General features: G+C 52.3%; 22 protein-coding genes, 1 tRNA gene and 1 pseudogene. 8 read left to right on the forward strand and 16 right to left on the reverse strand.

The window, feature by feature from the left end:
* Window positions 1-3: 3 nt before the first annotated feature.
* Window positions 4-705, forward strand: a complete 702-nt coding sequence (locus M975_RS11065) for an ABC transporter ATP-binding protein (RefSeq protein ID WP_064559302.1) — start codon at window positions 4-6, stop codon at window positions 703-705.
* A gap of 3 nt (window positions 706-708) precedes the next feature.
* Here M975_RS11065 and M975_RS11070 read toward each other — a convergent pair whose 3' ends face one another.
* Window positions 709-1,086, reverse strand: coding sequence for a DUF4440 domain-containing protein (locus tag M975_RS11070; RefSeq protein ID WP_064559303.1), 378 nt, complete (start codon window positions 1,084-1,086; stop codon window positions 709-711).
* Window positions 1,083-2,465: an MFS transporter gene (locus M975_RS11075; RefSeq protein WP_064559305.1), complete on the reverse strand. Its 1,383-nt coding sequence runs from the start codon at window positions 2,463-2,465 to the stop codon at window positions 1,083-1,085. Before M975_RS11075 ends, M975_RS11070 begins: the two co-directional genes overlap by 4 nt.
* 107 nt (window positions 2,466-2,572) lie before the next feature.
* Between M975_RS11075 and M975_RS11080 the strand changes: the two genes are divergently transcribed.
* The gene (locus M975_RS11080) at window positions 2,573-3,472 is read left to right on the forward strand and encodes a LysR family transcriptional regulator (RefSeq protein WP_064559352.1); all 900 of its coding nucleotides are present in this window, start codon (window positions 2,573-2,575) and stop codon (window positions 3,470-3,472) included.
* Between the two features lie 68 nt (window positions 3,473-3,540).
* Here the strand turns inward: M975_RS11080 and M975_RS11085 are convergent, their stop codons facing one another.
* The 3 genes from M975_RS11085 to M975_RS11095 are packed head-to-tail and all read right to left on the reverse strand — an operon-like array spanning window position 3,541 to window position 5,534.
* Window positions 3,541-3,843: a putative quinol monooxygenase gene (locus M975_RS11085; protein ID WP_064559307.1), complete on the reverse strand. Its 303-nt coding sequence runs from the start codon at window positions 3,841-3,843 to the stop codon at window positions 3,541-3,543.
* A gap of 2 nt (window positions 3,844-3,845) precedes the next feature.
* Window positions 3,846-4,499 carry an oxygen-insensitive NAD(P)H nitroreductase gene (gene nfsB, locus M975_RS11090; protein WP_064559309.1) on the reverse strand — a complete coding sequence of 218 codons (654 nt, stop codon included), beginning with the start codon at window positions 4,497-4,499 and terminating at the stop codon, window positions 3,846-3,848.
* Between the two features lie 27 nt (window positions 4,500-4,526).
* On the reverse strand, window positions 4,527-5,534 hold the full coding sequence (locus tag M975_RS11095; protein WP_064559310.1) for a zinc-binding alcohol dehydrogenase family protein: 1,008 nt from the start codon (window positions 5,532-5,534) through the stop codon (window positions 4,527-4,529).
* Window positions 5,535-5,644: 110 nt separating this feature from the next.
* Here M975_RS11095 and M975_RS11100 point away from each other — a divergent pair, with 110 nt between their 5' ends.
* On the forward strand, window positions 5,645-6,556 hold the full coding sequence (locus M975_RS11100; protein WP_064559311.1) for a LysR family transcriptional regulator: 912 nt from the start codon (window positions 5,645-5,647) through the stop codon (window positions 6,554-6,556).
* 39 nt (window positions 6,557-6,595) lie between these two features.
* Here M975_RS11100 and M975_RS11105 read toward each other — a convergent pair whose 3' ends face one another.
* From M975_RS11105 to M975_RS11135, 7 genes are all read right to left on the reverse strand, one after another.
* A complete protein-coding gene (locus M975_RS11105) occupies window positions 6,596-8,113 on the reverse strand; it encodes an AbgT family transporter (protein ID WP_157093368.1) in 1,518 nt (505 codons plus the stop codon).
* A 249-nt stretch (window positions 8,114-8,362) separates the two neighbouring features.
* Window positions 8,363-9,805 carry an EmmdR/YeeO family multidrug/toxin efflux MATE transporter gene (locus M975_RS11110; RefSeq protein ID WP_064559313.1) on the reverse strand — a complete coding sequence of 481 codons (1,443 nt, stop codon included), beginning with the start codon at window positions 9,803-9,805 and terminating at the stop codon, window positions 8,363-8,365.
* Between the two features lie 209 nt (window positions 9,806-10,014).
* On the reverse strand, window positions 10,015-10,731 hold the full coding sequence (locus tag M975_RS11115) for an ABC transporter ATP-binding protein (protein WP_064559315.1): 717 nt from the start codon (window positions 10,729-10,731) through the stop codon (window positions 10,015-10,017).
* The gene (locus M975_RS11120; protein WP_064559317.1) at window positions 10,728-11,603 is read right to left on the reverse strand and encodes an ABC transporter ATP-binding protein; all 876 of its coding nucleotides are present in this window, start codon (window positions 11,601-11,603) and stop codon (window positions 10,728-10,730) included. The genes M975_RS11115 and M975_RS11120 overlap by 4 nt, the downstream gene beginning before the upstream one ends.
* On the reverse strand, window positions 11,600-12,892 hold the full coding sequence (gene livM / locus M975_RS11125; protein ID WP_064559319.1) for a high-affinity branched-chain amino acid ABC transporter permease LivM: 1,293 nt from the start codon (window positions 12,890-12,892) through the stop codon (window positions 11,600-11,602). The genes M975_RS11120 and livM overlap by 4 nt, the downstream gene beginning before the upstream one ends.
* Before the next feature lie 11 nt (window positions 12,893-12,903).
* Window positions 12,904-13,818 (reverse strand): ABC transporter permease subunit, encoded by a 915-nt coding sequence (locus M975_RS11130; protein ID WP_064559354.1) that lies wholly within the window; start codon window positions 13,816-13,818, stop codon window positions 12,904-12,906.
* Window positions 13,819-13,915: 97 nt separating this feature from the next.
* Window positions 13,916-15,037, reverse strand: coding sequence for a branched-chain amino acid ABC transporter substrate-binding protein (locus M975_RS11135; RefSeq protein WP_064559321.1), 1,122 nt, complete (start codon window positions 15,035-15,037; stop codon window positions 13,916-13,918).
* A gap of 528 nt (window positions 15,038-15,565) precedes the next feature.
* Between M975_RS11135 and M975_RS11140 the strand changes: the two genes are divergently transcribed.
* Window positions 15,566-15,641, forward strand: a tRNA-Asn gene (locus M975_RS11140).
* A gap of 51 nt (window positions 15,642-15,692) precedes the next feature.
* Window positions 15,693-15,908, forward strand: a pseudogene (locus M975_RS11145) (MBL fold metallo-hydrolase); the annotation flags it as partial.
* Window positions 15,909-16,043: 135 nt separating this feature from the next.
* Here the strand turns inward: M975_RS11145 and M975_RS11150 are convergent.
* A complete protein-coding gene (locus M975_RS11150; protein WP_064559325.1) occupies window positions 16,044-17,027 on the reverse strand; it encodes a Gfo/Idh/MocA family protein in 984 nt (327 codons plus the stop codon).
* Window positions 17,028-17,206: 179 nt separating this feature from the next.
* Between M975_RS11150 and M975_RS11155 the strand changes: the two genes are divergently transcribed.
* A complete protein-coding gene (locus M975_RS11155; RefSeq protein WP_064559327.1) occupies window positions 17,207-17,905 on the forward strand; it encodes an RluA family pseudouridine synthase in 699 nt (232 codons plus the stop codon).
* A gap of 7 nt (window positions 17,906-17,912) precedes the next feature.
* On the opposite strand, the gene M975_RS11160 is transcribed toward M975_RS11155, so the two are convergent.
* Window positions 17,913-18,359, reverse strand: coding sequence for a winged helix-turn-helix transcriptional regulator (locus tag M975_RS11160; RefSeq protein ID WP_064559329.1), 447 nt, complete (start codon window positions 18,357-18,359; stop codon window positions 17,913-17,915).
* Window positions 18,360-18,468: 109 nt separating this feature from the next.
* Between M975_RS11160 and M975_RS11165 the strand changes: the two genes are divergently transcribed.
* Window positions 18,469-19,716, forward strand: a complete 1,248-nt coding sequence (locus tag M975_RS11165) for an MFS transporter (RefSeq protein ID WP_064559331.1) — start codon at window positions 18,469-18,471, stop codon at window positions 19,714-19,716.
* A 100-nt stretch (window positions 19,717-19,816) separates the two neighbouring features.
* On the opposite strand, the gene M975_RS11170 is transcribed toward M975_RS11165, so the two are convergent.
* Together M975_RS11170 and M975_RS11175 are read right to left on the reverse strand one after the other, a co-directional pair.
* Window positions 19,817-20,803: an amidohydrolase family protein gene (locus M975_RS11170; RefSeq protein WP_064559333.1), complete on the reverse strand. Its 987-nt coding sequence runs from the start codon at window positions 20,801-20,803 to the stop codon at window positions 19,817-19,819.
* A gap of 40 nt (window positions 20,804-20,843) precedes the next feature.
* Window positions 20,844-21,425, reverse strand: coding sequence for a nuclear transport factor 2 family protein (locus M975_RS11175; protein WP_064559335.1), 582 nt, complete (start codon window positions 21,423-21,425; stop codon window positions 20,844-20,846).
* 110 nt (window positions 21,426-21,535) lie between these two features.
* Between M975_RS11175 and M975_RS11180 the strand changes: the two genes are divergently transcribed.
* Window positions 21,536-22,429: a LysR substrate-binding domain-containing protein gene (locus tag M975_RS11180; protein WP_064559337.1), complete on the forward strand. Its 894-nt coding sequence runs from the start codon at window positions 21,536-21,538 to the stop codon at window positions 22,427-22,429.
* Window positions 22,430-22,626 lie beyond the last annotated feature (197 nt).

The raw sequence follows: 22,626 nt of genomic DNA on the forward strand, positions 1-22,626 counted from the left end.
TTAATGTCAGAAATTGCGTTACGCCTTCAGGATGTACATGTTGCCTATGGCAATAGCCAACAAAGGGTACTGAAAGGGTTTTCGATGTCAGTACGCAAAGGTGAACTGGCCTGCCTGTTAGGTGCTTCTGGCTGTGGGAAAACCACGGTGTTGCGGGCGGTTGCCGGTTTTGAACGCCTGCAAAGCGGCGAGATTTATGTTTCTCAGCGCCGTGTCGCAGGAACAGGCGTTCACCTGCCACCGGAAAAGCGCCACGTCGGCATGGTGTTTCAGGAATATGCGCTGTTCCCACATCTGACGGCACAACAGAACGTGGCATTTGGCCTGCGCCGGTTACCGCGCGAGGAGCAACAGGCGAGAGTGACTCAGTTGCTACGAATGGTGGAATTGCATAGCCATGCCAGCCACTATCCGCACGAGCTTTCCGGCGGGCAACAACAGCGCATTGCGCTGGCGCGAGCACTGGCCCCAAATCCTGAAATCCTGTTACTCGATGAGCCTTTTTCAAGTCTTGATAAGAAAACGCGTGAACGCCTTAGCGGCGAGGTGCGCGATATTCTGCGTGACGCGGGGCAAACAGCATTGCTGGTGACGCACAGCGAACACGAAGCCCAGCTCATGGCCGACCATATCGGTTATGTGCAACAAGGTGAGTATTGCGCGAGTCAGCATTCTCGCGCGCAACAAACGGAAGGTTTAATTTAACGCTTAAACTGCGGCGGTTTCGTGCAAGCGTAACCAGAGCAGATCAGAACCCGTCTTACTGAATACGACGGTGGAATGGCGCAGCGTTTTTTCTTGCCCTGGTAAACTTTGCCACTCGCTATAACTGACCACCGCACCAGCAGGCCACTCGGCAATCACTGTTATCTGGTCCAGTGAAATTTTCAATCCAGGTTTTGCGGCTGGCTGAGCCTGAAAGAATGCGCTTAGTGAGTCAAAATTCAGTGTTTTGCCACTGGGCGTAACCATGGTAAATACCGGCGAAAAGCGAGCCAGCAACGCCTGCACGTCCCCCTCTCCTTTGCCAAGCCAGTTTTCGATGGCCACGTGTGCCTCTATCACTTCCTGAATGTAGCGATTCATCTTCTCTCCTTTTGAGCCTTGAGTTGACGCAAGATAGCGCCGTTAGCGATGCGCAGACAAAGCAGCGCAGGAATTACTGTGCTGGCCGCCGCCAGATAAAAACACCATTGATAAGCCGTGGCGGTAGCAAGCGTTTCCAGCAAGGTATTGAGCAGCAGACTCAATATCGATATGCCCATACAAAAGCTCAGTTGGCGGTTGATGTTCCACAGTGCGCTGGCCTGGCCAAGTTGCTCATCTGCCACCTGTAAAAAGGCACAACTTTGCGCGGTACTGCTGCACAAACTGCCACCGAACCCCATCATGGCGAATGCGGCCAGCAAAAGTGGATATTGTTCCGCGCTGTAAACCTGGGTCAAAGCCAGAATACCCAGCCCTTGCAGCAGACAACCCGTTATCAGCATAGGGCGGGGACCAAAACGGTTGAACTGTTTTCCGGTGAACGTTATCGCCAGCAATGAAGCAATCGACCAGGGCACCATCAGGCTACCCACTCGCGTAGCACTCAGGTTAAGTTGGTTTTGCAGCCAAAGCGTCGCAATCAGGCTGACGCCAATAAACATCCCCGGAATACACTGATAAATCATCATCGCGCTGCGTAATAACGGATCCTTCACCAGGCGGAGATTAATCAGCGGTTGTGGATGACGCAGGCTATGGCGCACGAACCCTGCAAACAGCGCTACCGCGCATAGCAACAGCGAGATGCCATTTAACATCTGACCGTTTTCAGCCAGCATCGTGAAACCCAGTAAAGTACACATCAGCGCACCGCAACCGCTAAGCATGCCGATAAAATCCAACGCGGTGGACTGCGTAGTGCGGGGTTCTTTTTCTAGCCAGGCCGCCGCCAGTAACAGCGCGAGCAAAGCCAGTGGCAGATTAGCGAAGAAAACCCAGCGCCAGCTGAGTGAATCGACAATCACCCCACCGATCGCTGGCGACAACGCCGGAGCTAACAGGCCCACGAGCATTATCGCCGCTGATAAAGCCGCGCGTTCATGGCTGCGATAAAGCTGGTAGGTCAGCGTCTGCCCAACCGGGATCAGCAGCCCGCCGCCCAGTCCCTGCAATAGCCGCCAGCCAATCAATTGTTCGATAGAGTGCGCCATTCCCGCACCCAGTGTCGCCAGTAAAAATGAACTCAGCGAAAGCAGCAAAACAGCGCGCCCACCCAGGCGCTGCGCGAGCCAGGCACTCAACGGAATCACCAGCGTCAGCCCTAAAATATAAGCGTTACTGACCCAGGAAAGCTCGCTGACTGAAGCCCCAAGCCCGCGCCCGATAGCGGGGTACGCAATATTGGCGATAAACATGTTGATCAAATCAACGAAAAAACCCAGCAGATAAACAATGGCAACTTTGGTGCGATAACGCATAAAACCTCCGGTTAGAGGCGACGAAGTGTAGCGGTATGGAAGATGGGGATAAATCGTCTGGCAGGCGTTACACTGTCAAAATATTTTTGACAGTGACGAGGGTTATTGTGCTGAATCTGCAACGGTTAACCATATTTGTCGCCGTGGTGAAGGCCGGGAGTTTTACCGCAGCGGCTACCGCGCTGGGCCTGACTAAGGCGGTAGTGAGTTTTAACATCAAACAGCTTGAGGCCGAATCTGGCGTGTCGCTGTTGGTGCGCAGCACCCGGCGGCTTTCGCTGACTGAGGCGGGAGAGCGTTTTTATCCCCGTTGCCAGCATCTGCTTGAGGAAGCTCAAAACCTGCTGGACGATGTGCAGCGCGATCACCAGGGATTGAGCGGCGTACTGCGCATAACCAGCACACCGGAGTATGGCTCTCAGGTGGTGGTGCCCGCGCTTGCGGCATTTTCGCGTGAACATCCGCAACTGCGCATCCAGCACGTTTCTTCTTCGTATCATGCGGATTTGATAGCGGAACGATTCGATGTGGCTATCCGCCTCGGCCAGCTTGCGGACTCGAATCATCGGGCCGCACCTGTCGATAGCTTCGCGATTTTACCCGTGGCCGCCCCGGCTTATCTGGCCGGACACCCCATAGAAAACCTGGCTCAGTTGGCGCAAGCCACATGGCTGGCTCACAGCCGTCTGGCTTCGCCCCTTAGCTGGCAAGTCACGACCCCAGAGCGGCAGGCGATATTATTTGATGTGGAAAAACCACCAAATATCGTCGCCGATAGCGCAGCCGCACTGCTGGCCTTTGCTCTTGCAGGTGCCGGTGTCGCACTGTTACCTGAGTGGTTGGTGCGCCCGGCGATCGCCTCGGGTCAGTTACAGGCGGTACTCAGTCACCACCAGTTTCCTCGCCAGAGCATCTATGCGCTTTACCCTAATACTCGCCATGTCCCTGAGAAAGTACGCGTGTTTATTGATTTCTTTCAAGCGTGGGTGGGTCGTACGAAAAGGTAAAAAAAGCCGCCACAGATACTGTGGCGGCCTCGGTTCGGTGGCTCAAAATAGAGGAATACAGTCAGGGCTTATGGCTCAACCGCATTCAAACGAATGAGCTGTAACGGTTCTGCCAGCAATGAATCCATCTGCTGCACAAACGCCTGGAAATGTGGCAGCGCAATGTGCACATCCAGCGCTTCCTGCCCTTTCCAGGACTCGCGCATATAAAAGACATCTGGCGTTTCCTGCAGCTGGAATAAAGCGTAATCCAGGCAACCTTCTTCTTTGCGCGTCGGTACAATCAGCGCTTGTAACGCGGATTTCAGGTTGTCGCGTTGACCTTCTTTGGCCTTCAGTACAGCGATGATCGACAGTGTGTTATCGGACATTTTTAGCACTCCGTTAAAATTTCGCTGAACTCAAGACGCGATTTTGGCAGTGACGCGTTGAAATCTTCCACACTGCGATAACCAATTGGCACGATAACCAGGCTGGTGAAGCCTTTCTCACGCAGGCCAAACTCCTCATCCAGAATACGGGCGTCAAAACCTTCGATTGGCACCGCATCAATATTCAGGGTGGAAACACCCAGCAAGAAGTTGCCAACGTTCAGGTAAACCTGCTTTTCCATCCAGTGCTGCGCATCTTTGTAATCAAAGCGGTGCATATTCACAAAGTAAGAACGACCTTTGTGCTGCCCTTCCATCGCCTGCTGGCTGGCAAAACGGCCATCGGCATTTTCCTGGTCCAACAGTTTAGACAGGTGCGTTTCATCAATGGCTGTTTTCGAGCAGAACACCACGACATGTGAAGCATCAAGCACTTTGCGCTCGTTGAAGACATAGAAGCCGGATGTCGCTTTAGCAATGCGCGCTTTCGCTTCGTCAGTGCTTGCCAGAATAAAATGCCACGGCTGTGAGTTAGTGCTGGACGGGCTGAGGCGCAGCAAATCCTTCACTTTCTCGATATTTTCTTCGCTAATTTTTTTGTCTGCATCAAACGCTTTAGTCGAGTAACGTGATGCTGCTGATTGAATAATGTCCATGATATTTTCTCTATGATTTTTATGTAATTAGAAGCCTTCGAGGACGATTTTACCGACCGCACGATTGGTTTCAATTAATTCATGGGCGCGACGTAAGTTGTCGGCATTAATGATGCCGAAATGTTCACCCAGCGTAGTTTGCAACACACCCTGGTCAATCAAAGAAGCGACACGCGTTAACAGGCGGTTTTGCTCAATCATATCGCTGGTCTCAAACATGGAACGAGTGAACATAAACTCCCAGTGCAGAGAAATGCTTTTTACTTTTAGCGGGCGCGCATCCAGTGTTTCCGGGTCATCAATCAATGCCAGTTTCCCTTGCGGAGCCAGCACTTCAATCAGTTGAGCGTAATGCTGTTCGGTTTGATTCAGGCTGGCAACGTGAGTCACATTTTTTACGCCAATACGCGCCAGTTCTTCCGTCAGCGGTTTGCTGTGGTCGATAACATGATGCGCACCCAAATCTGTAACCCATTTCTGGCTCTGCGGGCGTGAAGCGGTGCCGATAACAGTGATATTGGTCAGCTTACGGGCCAGTTGCGTAAGAATGGAACCCACGCCACCTGCGGCACCGACAATCAACAGCACATCGTTTTCATTGCCGTTTTCTGCCACGCCCAGGCGGTCAAACAACATTTCCCATGCGGTGATTGCCGTTAAAGGCATAGCCGCTGCGGAGGCATTATTAATAGATTTTGGTTTCAGTGCGGCGATGCGCTCGTCTACCAGCTGAAATTCGCTGTTGCTGCCAGGACGGGTCAGCGAACCGGCGTACCACACTTCATCGCCGGGTTTAAACAGCGATACTGCTTCACCCGTTGCAACCACAACACCCACGGCATCCCAACCTAACACGCGTGGCTGTTCGGCATTAAAACCGGCACGCACTTTGGTATCGACCGGGTTCACCGAAATCGCTTTCACTTCTACCAGCAAATCGTGCCCTGTAGCGACCGGAGTCGGGAGAGTAATCTCACTAAGAGATTCCAGATTGGTGCCATTTTGTGCAGCTTGAGTAATCGCGATAGCTTTCATGGTTGCTCCAGAGATTAAAGGGTTCATCGTGTGAATGAACTCATGGTACAAGGTGTGCTGCGGGCGAAAAATAGTGCCTGTAAAACAACACTTATACTCGGAGAGTTAAAATGCTCAGGTTGGAAGACCTCACTTTGTTTGTCAGAGCCGCTGCCTTAAACAGTTTTAGTGAAACCGCGCGTGAAGCTGATTTGCAGCCCGCACAGGTCAGCACAGCCATAAAGCGCCTTGAGCAAACGCTGAATATCCGATTATTTGCCCGTTCTACGCGCAGTCTGCGGCTAACGCCGGAAGGGGAAACCTGGCTGCCATACGCCATCAGCGCCCTGCAAACACTGGAGGCCGGGCTTGAGCAAATCCAGCCTGCGAGTGACGAAGTGCGCGGCGTGTTGCAAATTGCGGTGCCATCAGACCTTGGGCGCAATATGTTACTCGCGGTATTTCAGGCTTTCCGTCGCGAACATCCGGCACTGCATCTTAAAATTCTCTTCTCTGACCAGATTACCGATGTGTTCAAAGATCCGGTGGATATAGCTTTCCGTTACGGCAACAACGACGACGCCTCGTTTGTCGCACTCCCGCTCGCCCCTCTTAATAGCCGGGTTGTGGTAGCGGCCCCTTCGTATATTGCGCGTTGTGGTGAGCCGAAAACGATTAGCGAACTGGCTCAACATGACGCGTTAACCTACGCGCTTCGCGGGCGGGTTTACGATAAGTGGACACTAAGTTTAGACGGTGACATGCACCATGTGGCGGTGAAAAGCGCGATGATGAGTGATGATGCCGAAGTGATTCGCCGCCTAGCGGTCGCAGGAGAAGGAATTGCTTATAAATCCTGGCTGGATGTCAGCGAAGATGTGAATGAAGGCCGGCTTAAAATTATTCTTCCGCAGTATCAGGGGGATAGCGTGCCGCTCAATATGATTTGCCCACATCGTAAGCAGCTTTCGGCAACGGTACATTTGTTGCATCAGGCAGTGAAACAGCGTTGTGACGTGTTGCAAAGCCTGATGCCTGCATAAATGGAAACCGGCCATCAAAATGGCCGGTTGAAAAAACACTTACTGAATCGGATAGGTATACGGCGCGTTCACGCCCAGCGGCAGACCGACCGCCCACCACACCAGTAGGAAGATGCTCCAGCAGATGAAGAAGATAACCGAGTAAGGCATCATCATCGACACCAGCGTACCCACGCCTGTGGACTTCACGTAGCGCTGGCAATACACCACCACCAGCGGGAAGAACACCATCAACGGGGTAATAATGTTGGTCGTGGAGTCACCGATACGGAACGCAGCCTGCGTCAGTTCCGGGGAGATACCTACAGCCATCAGCATTGGCACCATAATTGGCGATAACAGCGCCCATTTCGCCGATGCCGAACCAATCAGGATGTTCACGACAGCAGTAAGAAGAATCATACCGATAATGGTCGCTTCGCCCGGCAGCGCCATGGTTTTCAGCACGTCAGCACCCGCCAGCGCAATCAGCGTACCAATGTTGGAATCACCAAACGCTTTGATGAACATGGCACAGAAGAATGCCATAACCATGTATGAGCCCATTTTGCTCATGGACTCATTCATCGCATTGATAACATCTTTACCGCTGTTAAAGGTTCCGGCAACAAAGCCGTAAACAATACCTGGAATGATAAAGATAAGGAAAATCAACGGCACGATGGACTTCATGATAGGCGCACCGTAGCTGGTGAGTGAGCCATCAGTCGCGCTGCGCAGCAAAGACGTTTCCGGCCATGCCAGAGCAGCAAGCCCCGCCAGACCCAGTACCATCACCAGACCCGCGACTTTAAAACCACGGCTTTCCTGAGCGCTGTAGCTGCTCATATCTTCGTTGTGTTGATAATCACCATCGATTTCAAGCTTCGACACACGAGGCTCAACAATACGCTCAGTCACCCACCAGCCGACCAGCGTAATCATCACCGTAGAACCGATACCAAAGAACAAGTTACACAGCGTGTTAACGGTGTAAGTGTTGTCGAGCAACTGCGCGGCAGTTTGGGTAAAACCTTGCAGCAATGCATCGTTACCGGTTGGCACCATGTTGGCCGCAAAGCCGCCAGAAACCCCGGCAAATGCCGCTGCAATACCCGCCAACGGGTGGCGTCCGGCAGACATAAAGATAATCGCGCCCAATGGAATAACCAGCACATAACCCGCATCAGCGGCAACGTGACTGAACATCGCGACGAAAATAATCATCGGGGTGAGCAGTTTCTTCGGCGTCACACGCAGCATTTTTTTCAGGCCGGTATTAATAAAGCCTGAGCTTTCCGCCACGCCGACACCCAGCATTGCCACCAGTACAATGCCCAGCGGGGCAAAAGTGGTAAACGTGGTCACCATTGAGGAAAGGGTTACGGTTAACGCCTGTGCCGAAAGCAGGTTATTAATCTTAACTGCTTCATTGGTCACAGGGTTGACGACATCAAAATCAACGGTGGAAAGCACCGCCGACATCGCCATGACAGCCAGTAAAAAATAGAAAAAGATTAATGCGGGTTCGGGTAATTTATTTCCTGCTTTCTCAACGGCGTTGAGAAATCCTGTCATTAGACGACCTTCCGTGTTCCTTGTCGTTGTGCTCATCACTACCTCGCCTTCCTGTTATATTCATCAAAGTCATTGCTTGCGGCAATTAATAACATTTAAGAATATTTCACTGCCAGTAACTTTACGTTACTAGTCAAAACGCGACATTGCAGGGTGATGAATATCATGGTTTTAAACGAAAATTGCCCCGTGAGTTCAATAAACACACAGGGCAATTAAGGTAGCGTTCAAAAGCTTCCAGTAAGAGCTTTATTCTGTTTGTGAAAGCGACTCTCTTTTGAGGCGCGGGTATTTTTTCAGCCAGCGCCCGCTGATCATTCGCCAGTAGAACAACACGCCGCGCACCGTCCAGTCGAAGAACATTCCCATCCAGACGCCGACAACCCCCATCCCCAGCACAATACCGAGCGTGTAGCCTGCAACCACGCGGCAACCCCACATGCTCGCCATGGAAACCCACATCGCGAAACGGGCATCGCGCGCCCCTTTCAGCCCGGCGGGTAATACCCATGAGGCGGCCCAAATCGGCATAAATGCGGCATTCAACCAAATCAATATTTTGACGACATCTTTTACGTCATCTTCGTGGGTGTAGAACGAGGCCATCAACCCGGCAAACGGCGCGGTTCCCCAGGCGATGATCGTCAGCCCCAGCGTTGAGAGCCAGAACACATGGCGCAGTTGCCGCTCCGCCTGGCCAATCTGCCCTTTCCCCAGACGCTTGCCGACAATAATAGTGGACGCAGAACCCAGGGCGTTGCCCGGCAGGTTAATCAACGCCGCAATCGAGAAAGCAATAAAGTTCCCGGCAATGACATTCGTCCCCATCCCGGCAACAAACATTTGCGTCAGCAATTTCCCGGCATTAAACAACACCGATTCAATGCTCGCCGGGATCCCAATCCCTAGCACTTCCCACAAAATGCCGATTTTGAGTGGCCGGAAATAGCTTTTTAGCGAGATACGCAAAGAAGGAGCAAAGCCAATCATCAGCACATAAACGAAACCGATAGCGCCGATATAACGTGAAATAGTCAGTCCTAAACCGGCACCAAAAAAGCCCAGCCCGTTCCAGCCCAGCGCGCCGTAAATCAGGATGCTACTGATAATAATGTTGAGGATGTTCATCCCGCCGTTAATCAGCAACGGGATTTTAGTGTTCCCTGCCCCGCGCAACGCGCCGCTACTGATAAGCGCAATTGCCGCCGCCGGGTAACTCCAGACGGTGGTTTGCAGATACGAGAGCGCCAGCGCTTTCACCTCCGGCGTGGCGGCTCCGGCAATCACATTCACCACGTGCTCGCCCGCCAGGTGAATACCCGCCGCCAGCCCAATGGCGATAATGGTCATTAATATCAGCGACTGGCGTGCTGCATCACGCGCACGTTTTGGGTCACGTTTACCGAGGCTGAATGCCACCACAACGGTGGTGCCGAGATCCACAGCAGCAAAAAATGCCATGATCACCATGTTAAAGCTATCAGCCAGCCCGACGCCTGCCATCGCCTCTTTTCCCAGCCAACTCACAAGGAAGGTGCTCAGCACGCCCATCAGTAACACGCAGGTATTTTCCAGGAAGATAGGCACCGCAAGCGGTGTAATTTCGCGCCAGAACAGGACTCGGTTGCTTTTCCGTTTGGCGTACCAGCGAGTTTTTTCCACGCGCTGATGAAGTGCTGCTTTTAAGTTCAAGATTGACCTTGGGGGGAAGTGAAACCACATTTCAAATAATGATTTACAATCGCTTATCCTGCAAAGTATTTTTTTATAGCCGTCATACTTCAGGCTGCAGATGCGTTGGCTGCACTCTCAAACCCCGGTCACTTACTCAAGTAAGCTCCCGGGGATTTGCTCACTTGCCGCCTTCCTGCACCCCGAATTATTTAGGCTATACCGAATCTCTAAATTCCGCCCAAATACGCCTTGCGCACATCCTCATTCCCCAACAACTCCTCACCACTGCCGCTGAGCCGAATCTGCCCGTTTGCCATCACATACCCGCGGTCGGAAAGTTTCAGCGCGTGGTGTGCGTTTTGCTCCACCAGAAAAATCGTCATGCCGTTGCGCGCTAATTCACGCAGCGTCTGGAAGATTTGCTTCACCACAATGGGTGCCAGGCCCAGGCTTGGTTCATCTAAAAGCAACAGTTTCGGGCGGCTCATCAACGCGCGGGCAATCGCCAGCATTTGCTGCTCGCCACCGGACATGGTCATCGCCCGCTGTTTGCGGCGCTCTTTTAAACGCGGGAACAGATCAAACATGGTTTGCAGATCTTGCGCAGCAAATTGATTGCCGATGGGAATCGTGCCCATCAGCAAATTTTCTTCGACGGTCATATCCGGAAATATTCGCCGCCCTTCCGGGGCCTGGGCAATTCCGCCAGACGCCACAAAGTGCGTCGATTTATGGCTGATATCTTCACCGCGAAACAGGATTTGCCCGCCGCGAATACGTGGCTGGCCGAAAATAGACATCAGTAACGTCGATTTCCCTGCCCCGTTCGCGCCAATCAACGCCACCGTTTCCCCTTCGTTCACCTGCAAAGAAACTTGTTTTAGCGCCTGAATCGCGCCATAAAAAACGTCCACATTGCGAAACTCCAGCATCGCCTCACTCATACACTGACCTCGTCTTCGTCGGTGCCCAGATAGGCGGCGATCACTTTTTCATCATGTTGGATTTGTTCGGGTTTACCCTCGGCAATCACATCCCCGTGGTCGAGCACGATAATGTGGTCGGAAATATCCATCACCATGCCCATATCATGCTCAATCAGCAAAACAGTGATGTCGTGGTGGTCGCGCAGGAAACGGATGATTTTACTCAGGGTGCGCGTTTCAACCGGGTTCAGACCTGCAGCAGGTTCATCCAGGCAAATCATTTCTGGCGCGGTACACATGGCGCGGGCGATCTCGAGGCGCCGTTGCTGGCCGTAAGACATCTCCCCGGCAAGGCGATTAGCGCAATCCACCAGCTCCACCACTTCCAGCCAGTAAAACGCGCGGTCCAGCGCACGGCTTTCCGCCCGGCGATAAGCGGGCGTGTTCAGCACCCCGGCGAGCAGATTGCGGTTGACCTGCATGTGTTGCGCCACCAGCAGGTTTTCCACCACCGACATTTCGCGGAACAGGCGGATATTCTGAAAGGTTCGCGCAAGCCCGGCGCGGTTCACCAGATGGGTGCCGCCAAACATTTTGTAGAAAATACGCGAACCGAGCCGAGCCGGACTAATCCAGTCGCCAGGCTGGAATTTCTGCCCCAGTATCTGAATCACATTGGTGGTTTTGCTGCGCGTGTTAAACAAAATATTGCCACCGGAAGCCTTATAGAAACCGGTCAGGCAGTTAAACACTGTGGTTTTCCCGGCGCCATTAGGCCCAATCAGCGCGGTTATCGAGCCGCGTCGCACCTCAAGATTCACATCATTGAGCGCTTTGATCCCGCCAAAGTGCATCATCAAGTGCTCAACACTTAAAATCATCTCGCTCATGGTGCCACTCCCTTGCGCACCCCAAAGCCGCTGCGGTTGATGCGAATCAGCCCGCGTGGCCGCCAAATCATCATCACCACCATCAACATGCCAAACAGCAGAACGCGATATTCGGCAAAGCTGCGCAGGAGTTCTGGCGTCACCGTCAGCACAAACGCCGCCAGCACTACGCCAACCGTCGAGCCCATACCGCCCAGCACCACAATGGCGAGGATTAACGCTGATTCAAAGAAGGTGAATGATGTCGGGTTAACAAAACCCTGGTAGGTCGCGAAAAATACACCAGCAATACCCGCCGTTGAAGCGCCCAGCGTAAAGGCGGAGAGCTTCACCAGCACATGGTTCAGCCCCATGGATCGGCAGGCAATTTCATCTTCGCGCAACGCCTCCCACGCGCGGCCAATCGGCATGTGCGTCAGACGATGTTTGATGTGCAGCACCAGCAAAACCACCAGCACCAGAATGGCGTAGATGAAAATAAATTTCAGATTCGGGTTATAGGTGAGATGGAAGAACTCGTGGAAAGGCACGCCACCTTCTTCTTTGGCACGCCGTCCAAACTCAAGGCCAAACAGTGTCGGTGGTGGCGCTGAAATGCCGTTAGGGCCGCCGGTAAACGTCAGCCAGTTATTCAGCACCAGGCGGATAATCTCCCCGAAGCCGAGGGTCACAATCGCCAGATAATCGCCGTGCATGCGCAAAACAGGGAAACCGAGTAAAGCCCCCGCTGCCGCTGCCATCAGCGCCGAAAGCGGCAGCATCGACCAGAATCCCAGCCCGAGATACTGGTAACCCAGCGCCAGCCCATACGCGCCAATGGCGTAGAAGGCGACATATCCCAGATCCAGCAAACCTGCGAGCCCAACAACAATGTTTAATCCAAGGCCGAGCAGCACATAGATAAGCCCGAGGATCGCCACCGTCAGCACATATTTGGTCGCCACAAACGGGAAGCAAATCGCCAGAGCTATCACCAGTGGAATAATCCAGCGCATGCGGCTTTTGTATTCTGGCGGCCGCACATACACGCCTGAGTTATCCGTTTCAAAACGGCTTAAAAAACGCATTCCGATAGAGGTGGTAAAAAAAGCACTCAGCAAAAATCGGCCGACCATCACCACCGCGATAATCGCAACCAGCCGCTGGCCTTCGAAGTTAAAGCTGTAGCCATCGAGCACCACGCCGACTATCGGGCCAAAAACAATTAACGCCACTAGCCCTGCAAAAACCGCATCCAGCAGGCAGCGTTTGAGGGAAAAGCCTTCATGCAAAGTCGTTTCAGATGTCATGTTTTGCTCCCTCACACTTTGGCAACGATAGGTCGGCCAAGCAGCCCCTGAGGACGGAAAATGAGGATCACGACCAGCAACCCAAACGAGAACACATCTTTGTAATCAGAATTTACCATGCCCGAGAATTGCGCCTCGGCAATGCCAAGAATCAGCCCGCCAAGCATTGCGCCGGGTAATGAACCAATCCCGCCCAGTACCGCCGCCGTGAAGGCTTTAATGCCAATAATAAAACCGGCGTAGAAATCGAAAGTGCCGTAGTTCATGGTGATCAGCACCCCGGCAAGCCCGGCCATAGAGGCGCCAATCACAAACACAATGGAGATAATGCGGTCGGTGTTAATCCCCAATATCGAGGCCATCTTGCGGTCTTGCTGTACAGCCCGGCACATGCGCCCCAGCTTGGTATTACCGATAATCCAGGTGAGCAGCAACATGCCAGCAAACGAAGCAATCAAAATGAATACTTTGGTGTAGGTGATTTGCACAAATCCTTCACCAATATGAAAACGGAATACGCCATCAAGCATGGTTGGAATACCCTGTTGACGCGGCCCCTGGCTGATTTGCGCGTAGTTTTGCAGGATTAGCGACATGCCGATTGCGGAAATCAGCGGTGCTAAACGGGTAGAGTTGCGCAGCGGTTTATAGGCGATGCGCTCGATAGTCCAGCCGTAAACCCCCGTCACCACAATGGTGAACACCAGCGTGCCAAGAATGAGTAAAGGAAACGACTGCAAACCAAAGTACGACAACAGCGCAAGCCCGATGGCGCACAGATAAGCGGAGATCATATACACTTCGCCGTGAGCGAAGTTAATCATGCCAATAATGCCGTAAACCATGGTGTAGCCGATGGCTATCAACCCGTAGACGGAACCTAGCGTTACGCCATTGATCAATTGTTGCAGGAAGAATGCATCCATCATCGCGCGCTCGTATTATAGGCTGAGCGAGTCAGCCTGGTGTTTATAAAGCGTCGATATGTCTGAGCATACCGACGTTGAGCGAGACTCCGAACCCTTACTGAACCTCTTTGTATTTGCCCTTATCATCCCACTGATAAACCACGTAATCGGACACTTTCAGATCACCTTTATCATCCCAGGCTTTTTTGCCCATCACGGTATCCACCGGGTTTGCTTTCAGCCAGGCACTGGCTTTGGCTGAATCTGTGCCGCCAGTGGCTTTAAAGGCCGCGGCAATCGCCTGAACAGAAGCGTAGGAATAGAGGGTGTAACCTTCCGGTTCAAATTTACTGGCGCGGAATTTATCGATTACCGCTTTGCCATCAGGGATTAAGCGAGGATCTTTACCGAAGGTCATGTAAATGCCATTGGTGTATTGCGGCCCGCCCGCAGCGGTGACCATCTCTTCGTTTACGATGCAGTCGCCGGAGAAGAATTTAGCCTGCACGCCTTGCTCACGCATCTGGCGAACCAGCGGCCCCGCTTCCGGGTGGCAACCTCCGAAGAACACTACGTCTGGTTTTTGCGCACCGATTTTGGTGACCAGTGCGTTAAAGTCTTTTTCACCGCGCGACAAGCCTTCGTACATCACATCATTGACGCCACGTTTCGCGAGTGCCGCTTTGGTGGCATCTGCCAACCCCTGCCCGTAGGTGTCTTTATCGTGAATAATCACCACACGTTTGGCTTTAAGTTTATCGATGATGAAATCACTGGCGACCTTCCCTTGCTGGTCATCACGCCCGCACATGCGGAACATATCGCTCATTTTTCGCTCGGTGATAAGCGGGTTGGTCGACCCCGGGGTGATGGCGAGAATACCCGCGTCGTTGTAAACCTCAGAGGCAGGCATAGTGGACGATGAACAGAAGTGGCCGACCACGGCTTTCACTTTATCCTGATCCACCAGACGGTTAGCCACAGAGACCGCTTGTTTAGGTTCGCAAGCGTCATCGCCCTGGACCAGTTTGATTTTTTCGCCGTTAATCCCACCGGCGGCATTAATATCTTCGGCGGCCTGAGTCGCGCCATGCCAGTACTGATCGCCATACGTCGCGTTCGGCCCGGTAAACGGCCCTGCAACGCCAATGACAATATCGGCATGGGCGGAAAACGCCGTTACCAGACAACCAGCCAACACCAGAGAAAGAGGACTTCTGATCAATTTCAGCGACATTTGTATGTTCCTTAGCAAATCAGCAAAGAGGTTTATGCAAAACGGTGTAAGAGCCATTTTCAAAAGCAAAAACGCGAACAAAATGCACTATCCAGTCAATTTCCTGTGGGTTACAGCGAGGTTTCCATACGGGGTTTCCTTACGATTTTCACGGCCTTGAACATTAAGCAAAATGGTTGCCAGATTTGGTTACCGGTTGCCTGGTTCAGACTTATTTGAGTATAGAGCGCCGTTTTAAGCGCTCCGGCACCATGCAGTGAAATTACAGCGGGGATCACATCTGGTTAACAATAAAGCAGTGATGTACAAGATTTATACGTCTTTGCACCAATATAGTCCGCATATAGACGATGGTTAATATTCAGCAGAGAAATAGCTCGAGGGGTGATTTGTATTGTTCGATTGCAGATATGACAAATTCGCCTTAATACTCAACAAGTTGAACACAAAAAGAGCAAACGAAAAACTTTTTCGCGAACCCTTTGACATGCCCCTCCCGAATCGCTAATATGCGCCCCGTTAACCGATTCCTCTGTAGTTCAGTCGGTAGAACGGCGGACTGTTAATCCGTATGTCACTGGTTCGAGTCCAGTCAGAGGAGCCAAATTCGAAAGCCCGCTTAAGGAAACTTAAGCGGGCTTTTTTGTTTTACACCGTTCAGGTCACTCCGGGCGCAGATGCGGTCTCCTTCATGTGGAGCTACCCGAATATGCTACCGCTGCCAGCAGTGACGGTCGGCAACATCATCCGCCAGCTGAGCTGCGTGAAATTTTCGAAACTCTACGGTGCGTTTGCGGGAAAAGAGATCGCAAAAAATGCCGATAAGATCGTGCGCCGTTCAGGCGAAAAGTATATTGCCTGCCTCAGATAACTACGTAGCCAGATTCGCAAGCTGGTTTAAAACTCGTTATCTGGAAAAACATCAGCTGCTTATTGTTAAACCTGGCTGGCTATGCAAAGTCCGGAAATGAAAACTCACTTCCGGATATTGTTCCTGTGGGTAAAATTAGATTTCAAATGGGAATTTCATGCCCCATTCTTTACGCATATTATCCATGATTTTTAATACGGCGATAGTATCTTGTGGTTTCATTATATCACTTGCCGTTTTTCCCTGGCTAATACAATCGTTGGCGTGCCTTAATTGATATTCAAAGCCATCGAAATCAAACGGGAAGTTATACTCTTTTTTATTGTCATTCTGGTAAACCGTAAATCCTGTTGCAGCATGTGGTGTGTCGATAACAATATAGCCATTCTTACATTGAACCACCGCTTGCTGGCGCGACAACGCTTCTACTGATGAACTTAACAGAGCAACTTGCCCTCTTTCATACTGCATATAGTAAAAACTTGACAGGTCGACGCCACCTTCTGATAACACGGCATTGGACACCACGCGTTCAGGCTTATACCCCAGCAGCATGCAGGTAATACCGATGACATAAATACCCACATCATAGAGTGCGCCCCCGGCCAGTTCAGGGTTTATTTTACGATCATTTCTGCTTCCCGGCGGGTTAATACCAAAATCTGCAGCGATATTCACCACATCGCCCAGTTCTCCGCTGTTTAAAATTTTATGTATTTCAGCATATGCCGGTAAAAACTTCGTCCAGAACGCTTCCATAATAAACAGGCCATTATCAGATGCTTGTTTAAATAAATGCTCAGCCTGGCTGACATCAATCGTGAAGCTTTTTTCGCATAACACATGTTTATTATTTTTTAAGCACAGCAAACTATTTTCATAATGTGAATTGTGCGGCGTTGCAATATACACTGCATCTATATCAGCGCTCTGTGCCAGTTCCAGATAACTGCCGAAAGCTCTCTTCGCACCATATTGCTTTGCAAAAGCTTCTGCATTTTCAAGAGAGCGTGATGCCACACCAACAAATTCACACTCATCTGATAAGTAACCCAGCGTCCCGGCGAACTTTTTAGCAATCGTTCCAGTACCAATGATGCCCCAACGGATTTTTTTCATTTTAATGTCCATTCACTGTTTTGATGTTGTAAAAAATAACTCCGAGCCACATCAGTTTCAACGAGTTATTCGAAAATCGAAATCACAAAGCCAACCTGTATGACAAGGCGAAAAGCCAGATTCGCCTGACGGTTTAAAATTCGTTATCATCCGCTCCCACTTTCCCTGCGGGCAGCCTGATGTCTACGATTATCGATACCTTTATTGCCCCTGCGTGCCATGAAAAGATAGAGGTTCTCTATCAGGACGAGCATCTGGTGCTGATCAATAAGCCCAGCGGGTTGCTCAGTCTATCGGGGAAAAACCCGCAAAACCTGGATTCGGTGCACCACCGGCTGGTGCAAATATTCCCTGGCTGCACGCTGGTCCACCGCCTGGATTTTGGTACTTCCGGGCTGATGGTGGTTGCACGCAATAAAGCGATCAATGCCGCCTTGTGCCAGCAATTCAGCCAGCGCACCGTGGCCAAAGTTTACAGCGCACTGCTTTGCGGGCATCTGAGCGAAAATGAAGGGGTGATAGACGCACCAATTGCCAAAGACCCGGCGCTCTTCCCGCTGATGTCGATTTGTGCCATCAACGGCAAGCCCGCTCGCTCGGGTTATCGGGTCATTGAGCGTTTTCATCATGAGCAACAAGACGGGACGTTACTGCCAGTGACGCGAGTCGAGCTGACGCCGGAAACCGGGCGCACTCATCAACTCCGCATCCACTGCCAGCAGTTGGGCCACCCGATTTTAGGCTGTGACCTGTATGGCGGACTTTTGCTACCAGGTACTGAACAGACTCCACGGCTGATGCTGCACGCCAGCGAACTGCATTTTGTTCACCCGGTCAGCGAAGAGTGGATCAAAGCCCGTCATGCCAGCCCGTTCTGATATTTCTTCATGTCACTTTCCGCACCTGCGTAGCGCCAGGTAGCAACACAGATCCATCCTGCGCTTTCAGTGCCATCGTCGGCACTGGCTCACCCGTACTTTTGTCGATCAGCACCGAATGGCGCTCACCAGGCTCGAACAGGTGCTGCTCGCCCCACTGGCGCAGCGCCACCACAATAGAAAACAGGCTTTCGCCCTGTGGCGTCAGCACGTATTCCTGGTAAGCGGTGCCGTCCGAGGCATCTTGCCGGGCAAGGATTCCCGCCCCCACCAGCTTCTGTAGCCTGTCGGTAAGTATGTTTCTTGCCATGCCCAGGCTTTGCTGGAAATCACCAAAACGGCGAATGCCATCGAAGGCGTCTCGCACGATGAGCAACGACCAGCGATCCCCAATAAGATCAACTGTTCGTGCTACGGGACAAGGTTCGTTGCTCAGGGGTTTGCGGGGAGGCATGGCATTTCCTGTTAGTTAAAATGGCGAGACTTCCAGTTGCATTTTAAAACCACCTGACCTAGCATTCAATTAGTTTTGTTTTGCAACTAGATTACATGGACCTTAACTGATGAATGCTCATCTTGTGTCACAGCCAGGCCAGGCAAACACATCAACCCGCCCTGCAAATATGCCACGCAGCCTGGTGTGGCTATTCGCCATCGCCAGCGGCCTGAGCGTGGCGAATGTCTATTACGCTCAGCCGTTGCTTGACGCACTGGCGCGGGATTTCGCCATCAGCCATGCGGCGGTCGGTGGCATCGTCACCGCCACGCAGACAGGTTGCGCACTGGCCCTGCTATTTCTGGTGCCACTGGGCGACCGGGTGGATCGCCGCAACCTGATGGCGATACAACTGCTGGCGCTGATGGCCGCGTTGGTTGCTGTAGGAATGGCGCGTTCGGCACCTGCTCTACTGGCGGCAATGCTCGCAGTCGGCATGCTCGGCACGGCAATGACCCAGGGGCTTATCGCCTATGTGGCAAGTGCTGCCGCACCTCATGAGCAGGGCCGCGTGGTAGGTGCCGCGCAAGGCGGTGTGTTCATCGGGCTGCTGCTGGCTAGGGTCTTTTCCGGTGCAGTCAGCGACCTGGCAGGCTGGCGCGGGGTGTACTTCTGCGCCGCTATCCTGATGCTGGCAATTGCGATTCCGCTGTGGCGACGGCTGCCAGTTTTGCCCCTGGCATCTGGCGAGCTGAGTTATCCGCGCCTGCTGGCATCGATGCTGACGCTACTGCGCGAGGAAAAGATGCTGCAAGTCAGGGGCACACTGGCACTGTTGATGTTTGCCGCCTTCAACATTTTCTGGAGTGCACTGGCGCTGCCATTAAGCGCCCCGCCCTACAGCTTTTCACACACCATGATTGGTACTTTCGGGCTGGTTGGCGTAGTCGGTGCTCTGGCTGCTGCGCGTGCCGGACAATGGGCAGACCGGGGGCATGCCCAGGCCACCAGCGCGATGGCGCTCGTGGTACTTGTGCTGGCATGGTGGCCGCTTTCGATGATGGAAAGTTCGCTGTGGGCACTGGTAATCGGTATCGTGCTGCTCGATCTGGGCGGGCAAGCATTGCACGTGACCAATCAGAGCCTGATTTTTCGCACCCGCCCAGAAGCACACAGCCGCCTGGTCGGTCTCTATATGTTGTTTTATGCCGTGGGCAGCGGGCTGGGCGCGATTGGAACGACCGTCACTTTTGCCCATTTTGGCTGGCAAGGTGTGTGCCTGCTGGGCGCACTGGTCAGCCTGCTGGCGCTGGTGTTCTGGTGGATGACGCGCCAGCCCGGGCATTCAACAGCAACAGAGAAATGTTCTGAATGACCGGGGATCTTTACCTTGGTCATTCCGTCATAGTTAACAAGAGTGATCAGGTCACAAATACGCGCCCGGGAGGGAACCGGTCTGCTCTAGTAAAGCGCCCTTAAGCAAATCGTGGAAACAGAGTAAGGGCATTATTGCGCATAAAATCGGCCCGTAGCGCAGTCGTCAGCTGGGCGCTATCGTCAAGCTGTGTCGCAAGCGTGCTGACCAGCGCCTCCGGTGTATAAGGGTAATCACTGCCGTACAAGATATGTTTCGGATCGGCTATTTCCAGCAAGGCCTTAAGCTGCCGCGGAAGTGGGAATCCCGCCAGGTCGTAATACATACCGCGCAATGAAGCCATAAATTTCGATGCATCAAGTTTCGCCGGTAAACCCAGCGCAGGAGAAAGACCCGCCACCCGATCTGCCAGCACCGGAATTGTCGCACCTGCATGCGGTACGATAATTTGCACATTCGGGAAGCGATCAAGCGTTCCGGAAAGCAGTAGATTGAACACCGTGCGCGTGGTTTCGAACATAAATTCAATCATCGGGAAGGGATAACCGATTGGCGGAAGTGATGCCGCGTCTTCACCCTTCGGCTGAACTTGGCAGCACGGGCAATGTGGATTCGTCGGGTGAATGAATACCTTCGCGTGTCGGCGATTTAATTCCTCAAATACCGGATCGAACCGGGCATCGCCGAGATAGATGCCATGGAAATTACTTTCCAGTACCACCCCATCAGCCTTCAACGTATCGAAGGCATAGTCCAGCTCGCGCAGCGCACTGTCAACATCAGGCAGCGGCAATGTAGCAAACATACCAAAACGATGGGGATTGTCCTGCGCGACTTTTGCCCCCTCTTCATTTACATAACGGGCCAGGTCGCGGGCAGCCGCGTTGTCACCAAAATGGACACCTGGCGCTGAGACAGAAAGGATAGCGCTGCCAATCTGGTTGCGGTCCATCATTTCAAGGTGTTCATTAACATTCCATTCAGGAATAGCAGGCATCCCCGATGGCTTCGAATGCCCCGCGGCAGCAAGTGCTGCACGGTAGCGTTCGGGCAGAAAGTGTGAATGCACATCGATTCTCTGGACCATCTTTTACCTCAGTTTTTCAGTAAGAGTGAGTGTGTCTGGATCAGGCCGCCAACCAGCGCTTACCTTCAACTTTCATTTTGGCTTCCAGTTCGCTGCCGCGGGTGGCAAATACGCGCCCAAGCGGGAACCCGCTCTGCTCCAGCAAATAGGCCAGTGCGGCATATTCACGCGGATACTTCGTCACAATCGCCTGGTCAATTTCCACCGGGCCTAACGGGAAGGTGAAGGTGCCGATATCGTAAACACTCTGGCGGTGGAACAATTTCCACACGCCGTCACGTTTTTCTGCCATGTCGTAAAAACGGTTGTGGCACTCACAACCAATATTCAGTTTGACGTTCTCAGCAATGATGATGGCGTTAGTTTGAAGGATGGCTTTATTTCCGGCTTCATTGAACGTCACCTCAGGCGAAGCGATAAGATGTTTGGTGCGCAGGTCAGAAGCGCCCATTCGCATTGAACCATCAACAAAGTCGCTTCCCAGCCCTTCAAACCAGGTGATTTCAATCGTGCCGTCAGGATGGAACAGATCGCGCAGTTGATCCCATTCGCCTAAATCACGATGCATCCAGCCATTCATCAGGTCGTTAAGTTGTTGGCGGTCTTGTAGTTGGTTTTGCATGTTTTTAGTTCCTGTTTAGTTGACTGGATTCAGTTTGGACGCAAAATAAGATAAGCTCAAATAGATAGATTTTACTGATTAATCATTTTTAATGATTAATGGAGCATTTTATGGATTTACGTCACCTGAAGTATTTTTTGACTGTCGCAGAAGAAAGGCATTTTGGCCGGGCGGCGGAACGGCTCAACATTGTTCAGCCCGCGTTGAGTATGCAGATTAAAGCTCTTGAAGCGGAGCTGGGTGGCCCATTGTTAATTCGTACCAGCCGTCGTGTCGAACTTACCGAAGCCGGTAAGCTTTTGCAGGCCGAAGCCACGCGCACGCTGGAGCAGGTCGAACATACCCGTCTTGCCGTGCAGCGTTCTATTCGCGGTGAAACAGGCCGGGTGCGAATTGGGTTTGCCGGCAATGCCGTATTCAGTGGCAGACTGATGCAGGATATTCGCTCCTTTCATAAGGACTATCCGGATGCCGAGCTGATATGCCAGGAGCTGGCGCCGCAACTGCAACAGGAAGCTATCCAGAACGGGACGCTGGATGTGGGTTATATGCCGGATTACGATCCGGATCATGAATCAACCCTAACCTACGAATCTGTGGGGAAATGGGGACGGGTTGTTGTGATGTCCAGCGAGCACAGATTCGCTGATAAAGAGAGCCTGACGGTAGATATGCTGGCCCATGAGCCGTTGATTATGTACGCAATCAATGACGTGGATTCACAACTGGATATGCAACTCCATAAACTGCTTGGCGACGCTTTGCATATTGCTTATCGCATATCCAGTTCACTGAGCGTGCTCGCCATGGCCGGAGCCGGGTTGGGTATCGCCCTTGTTCCAGCGCCATTAGCGCAGGTGGCGATCCCGGGCGTGGTTTATCGGGTTCTTGATTCAAAGGAGCTGGCGGCTAATCTGATGATGGTCAGCCGTAAAGACGAACCGAGTGCCGCCGTGATTGCCTACCTCAATCACACCCGGAAACACGGTCTCTTTATAGGTTGAACAACTTCATCGCCTCGGCAGCGCCGTCTGCTTTATATGTGTCGTACACGCGGTTAAAAAATTCTCGCCAGGATGTCGCTTCAGACTCAGACTGGCGGAATAGCGTTGCATGATGTTTTCTCCGGAAGAAAATGGGTGTTCAGTTTCATTCTGCTCATTGATTAATACAAATAGATAAAACTTACTAATCAATCAAT

Origin of the sequence: Buttiauxella brennerae ATCC 51605, from assembly GCF_001654925.1 — a bacterium.
Taxonomy (GTDB): domain Bacteria; phylum Pseudomonadota; class Gammaproteobacteria; order Enterobacterales; family Enterobacteriaceae; genus Buttiauxella; species Buttiauxella brennerae.

Bases quoted from the DNA above. Each gene is read 5' to 3' on its own strand.
- M975_RS11065 (WP_064559302.1), top strand. From the start codon at position 4: ATGTCAGAAATTGCGTTACGCCTTCAGGATGTACATGTTGCCTATGGC.
- M975_RS11070 (WP_064559303.1), bottom strand. From the start codon at position 1,086: ATGAATCGCTACATTCAGGAAGTGATAGAGGCACACGTGGCCATCGAA.
- M975_RS11075 (WP_064559305.1), bottom strand. From the start codon at position 2,465: ATGCGTTATCGCACCAAAGTTGCCATTGTTTATCTGCTGGGTTTTTTC.
- M975_RS11085 (WP_064559307.1), bottom strand. From the start codon at position 3,843: ATGTCCGATAACACACTGTCGATCATCGCTGTACTGAAGGCCAAAGAA.
- nfsB (WP_064559309.1), bottom strand. From the start codon at position 4,499: ATGGACATTATTCAATCAGCAGCATCACGTTACTCGACTAAAGCGTTT.
- M975_RS11095 (WP_064559310.1), bottom strand. From the start codon at position 5,534: ATGAAAGCTATCGCGATTACTCAAGCTGCACAAAATGGCACCAATCTG.
- M975_RS11100 (WP_064559311.1), top strand. From the start codon at position 5,645: ATGCTCAGGTTGGAAGACCTCACTTTGTTTGTCAGAGCCGCTGCCTTA.
- M975_RS11105 (WP_157093368.1), bottom strand. From the start codon at position 8,113: ATGACAGGATTTCTCAACGCCGTTGAGAAAGCAGGAAATAAATTACCC.
- M975_RS11115 (WP_064559315.1), bottom strand. From the start codon at position 10,731: ATGAGTGAGGCGATGCTGGAGTTTCGCAATGTGGACGTTTTTTATGGC.
- M975_RS11120 (WP_064559317.1), bottom strand. From the start codon at position 11,603: ATGAGCGAGATGATTTTAAGTGTTGAGCACTTGATGATGCACTTTGGC.
- livM (WP_064559319.1), bottom strand. From the start codon at position 12,892: ATGACATCTGAAACGACTTTGCATGAAGGCTTTTCCCTCAAACGCTGC.
- M975_RS11130 (WP_064559354.1), bottom strand. From the start codon at position 13,818: ATGGATGCATTCTTCCTGCAACAATTGATCAATGGCGTAACGCTAGGT.
- M975_RS11135 (WP_064559321.1), bottom strand. From the start codon at position 15,037: ATGTCGCTGAAATTGATCAGAAGTCCTCTTTCTCTGGTGTTGGCTGGT.
- M975_RS11150 (WP_064559325.1), bottom strand. From the start codon at position 17,027: ATGAAAAAAATCCGTTGGGGCATCATTGGTACTGGAACGATTGCTAAA.
- M975_RS11155 (WP_064559327.1), top strand. From the start codon at position 17,207: ATGTCTACGATTATCGATACCTTTATTGCCCCTGCGTGCCATGAAAAG.
- M975_RS11160 (WP_064559329.1), bottom strand. From the start codon at position 18,359: ATGCCTCCCCGCAAACCCCTGAGCAACGAACCTTGTCCCGTAGCACGA.
- M975_RS11165 (WP_064559331.1), top strand. From the start codon at position 18,469: ATGAATGCTCATCTTGTGTCACAGCCAGGCCAGGCAAACACATCAACC.
- M975_RS11170 (WP_064559333.1), bottom strand. From the start codon at position 20,803: ATGGTCCAGAGAATCGATGTGCATTCACACTTTCTGCCCGAACGCTAC.
- M975_RS11175 (WP_064559335.1), bottom strand. From the start codon at position 21,425: ATGCAAAACCAACTACAAGACCGCCAACAACTTAACGACCTGATGAAT.
- M975_RS11180 (WP_064559337.1), top strand. From the start codon at position 21,536: ATGGATTTACGTCACCTGAAGTATTTTTTGACTGTCGCAGAAGAAAGG.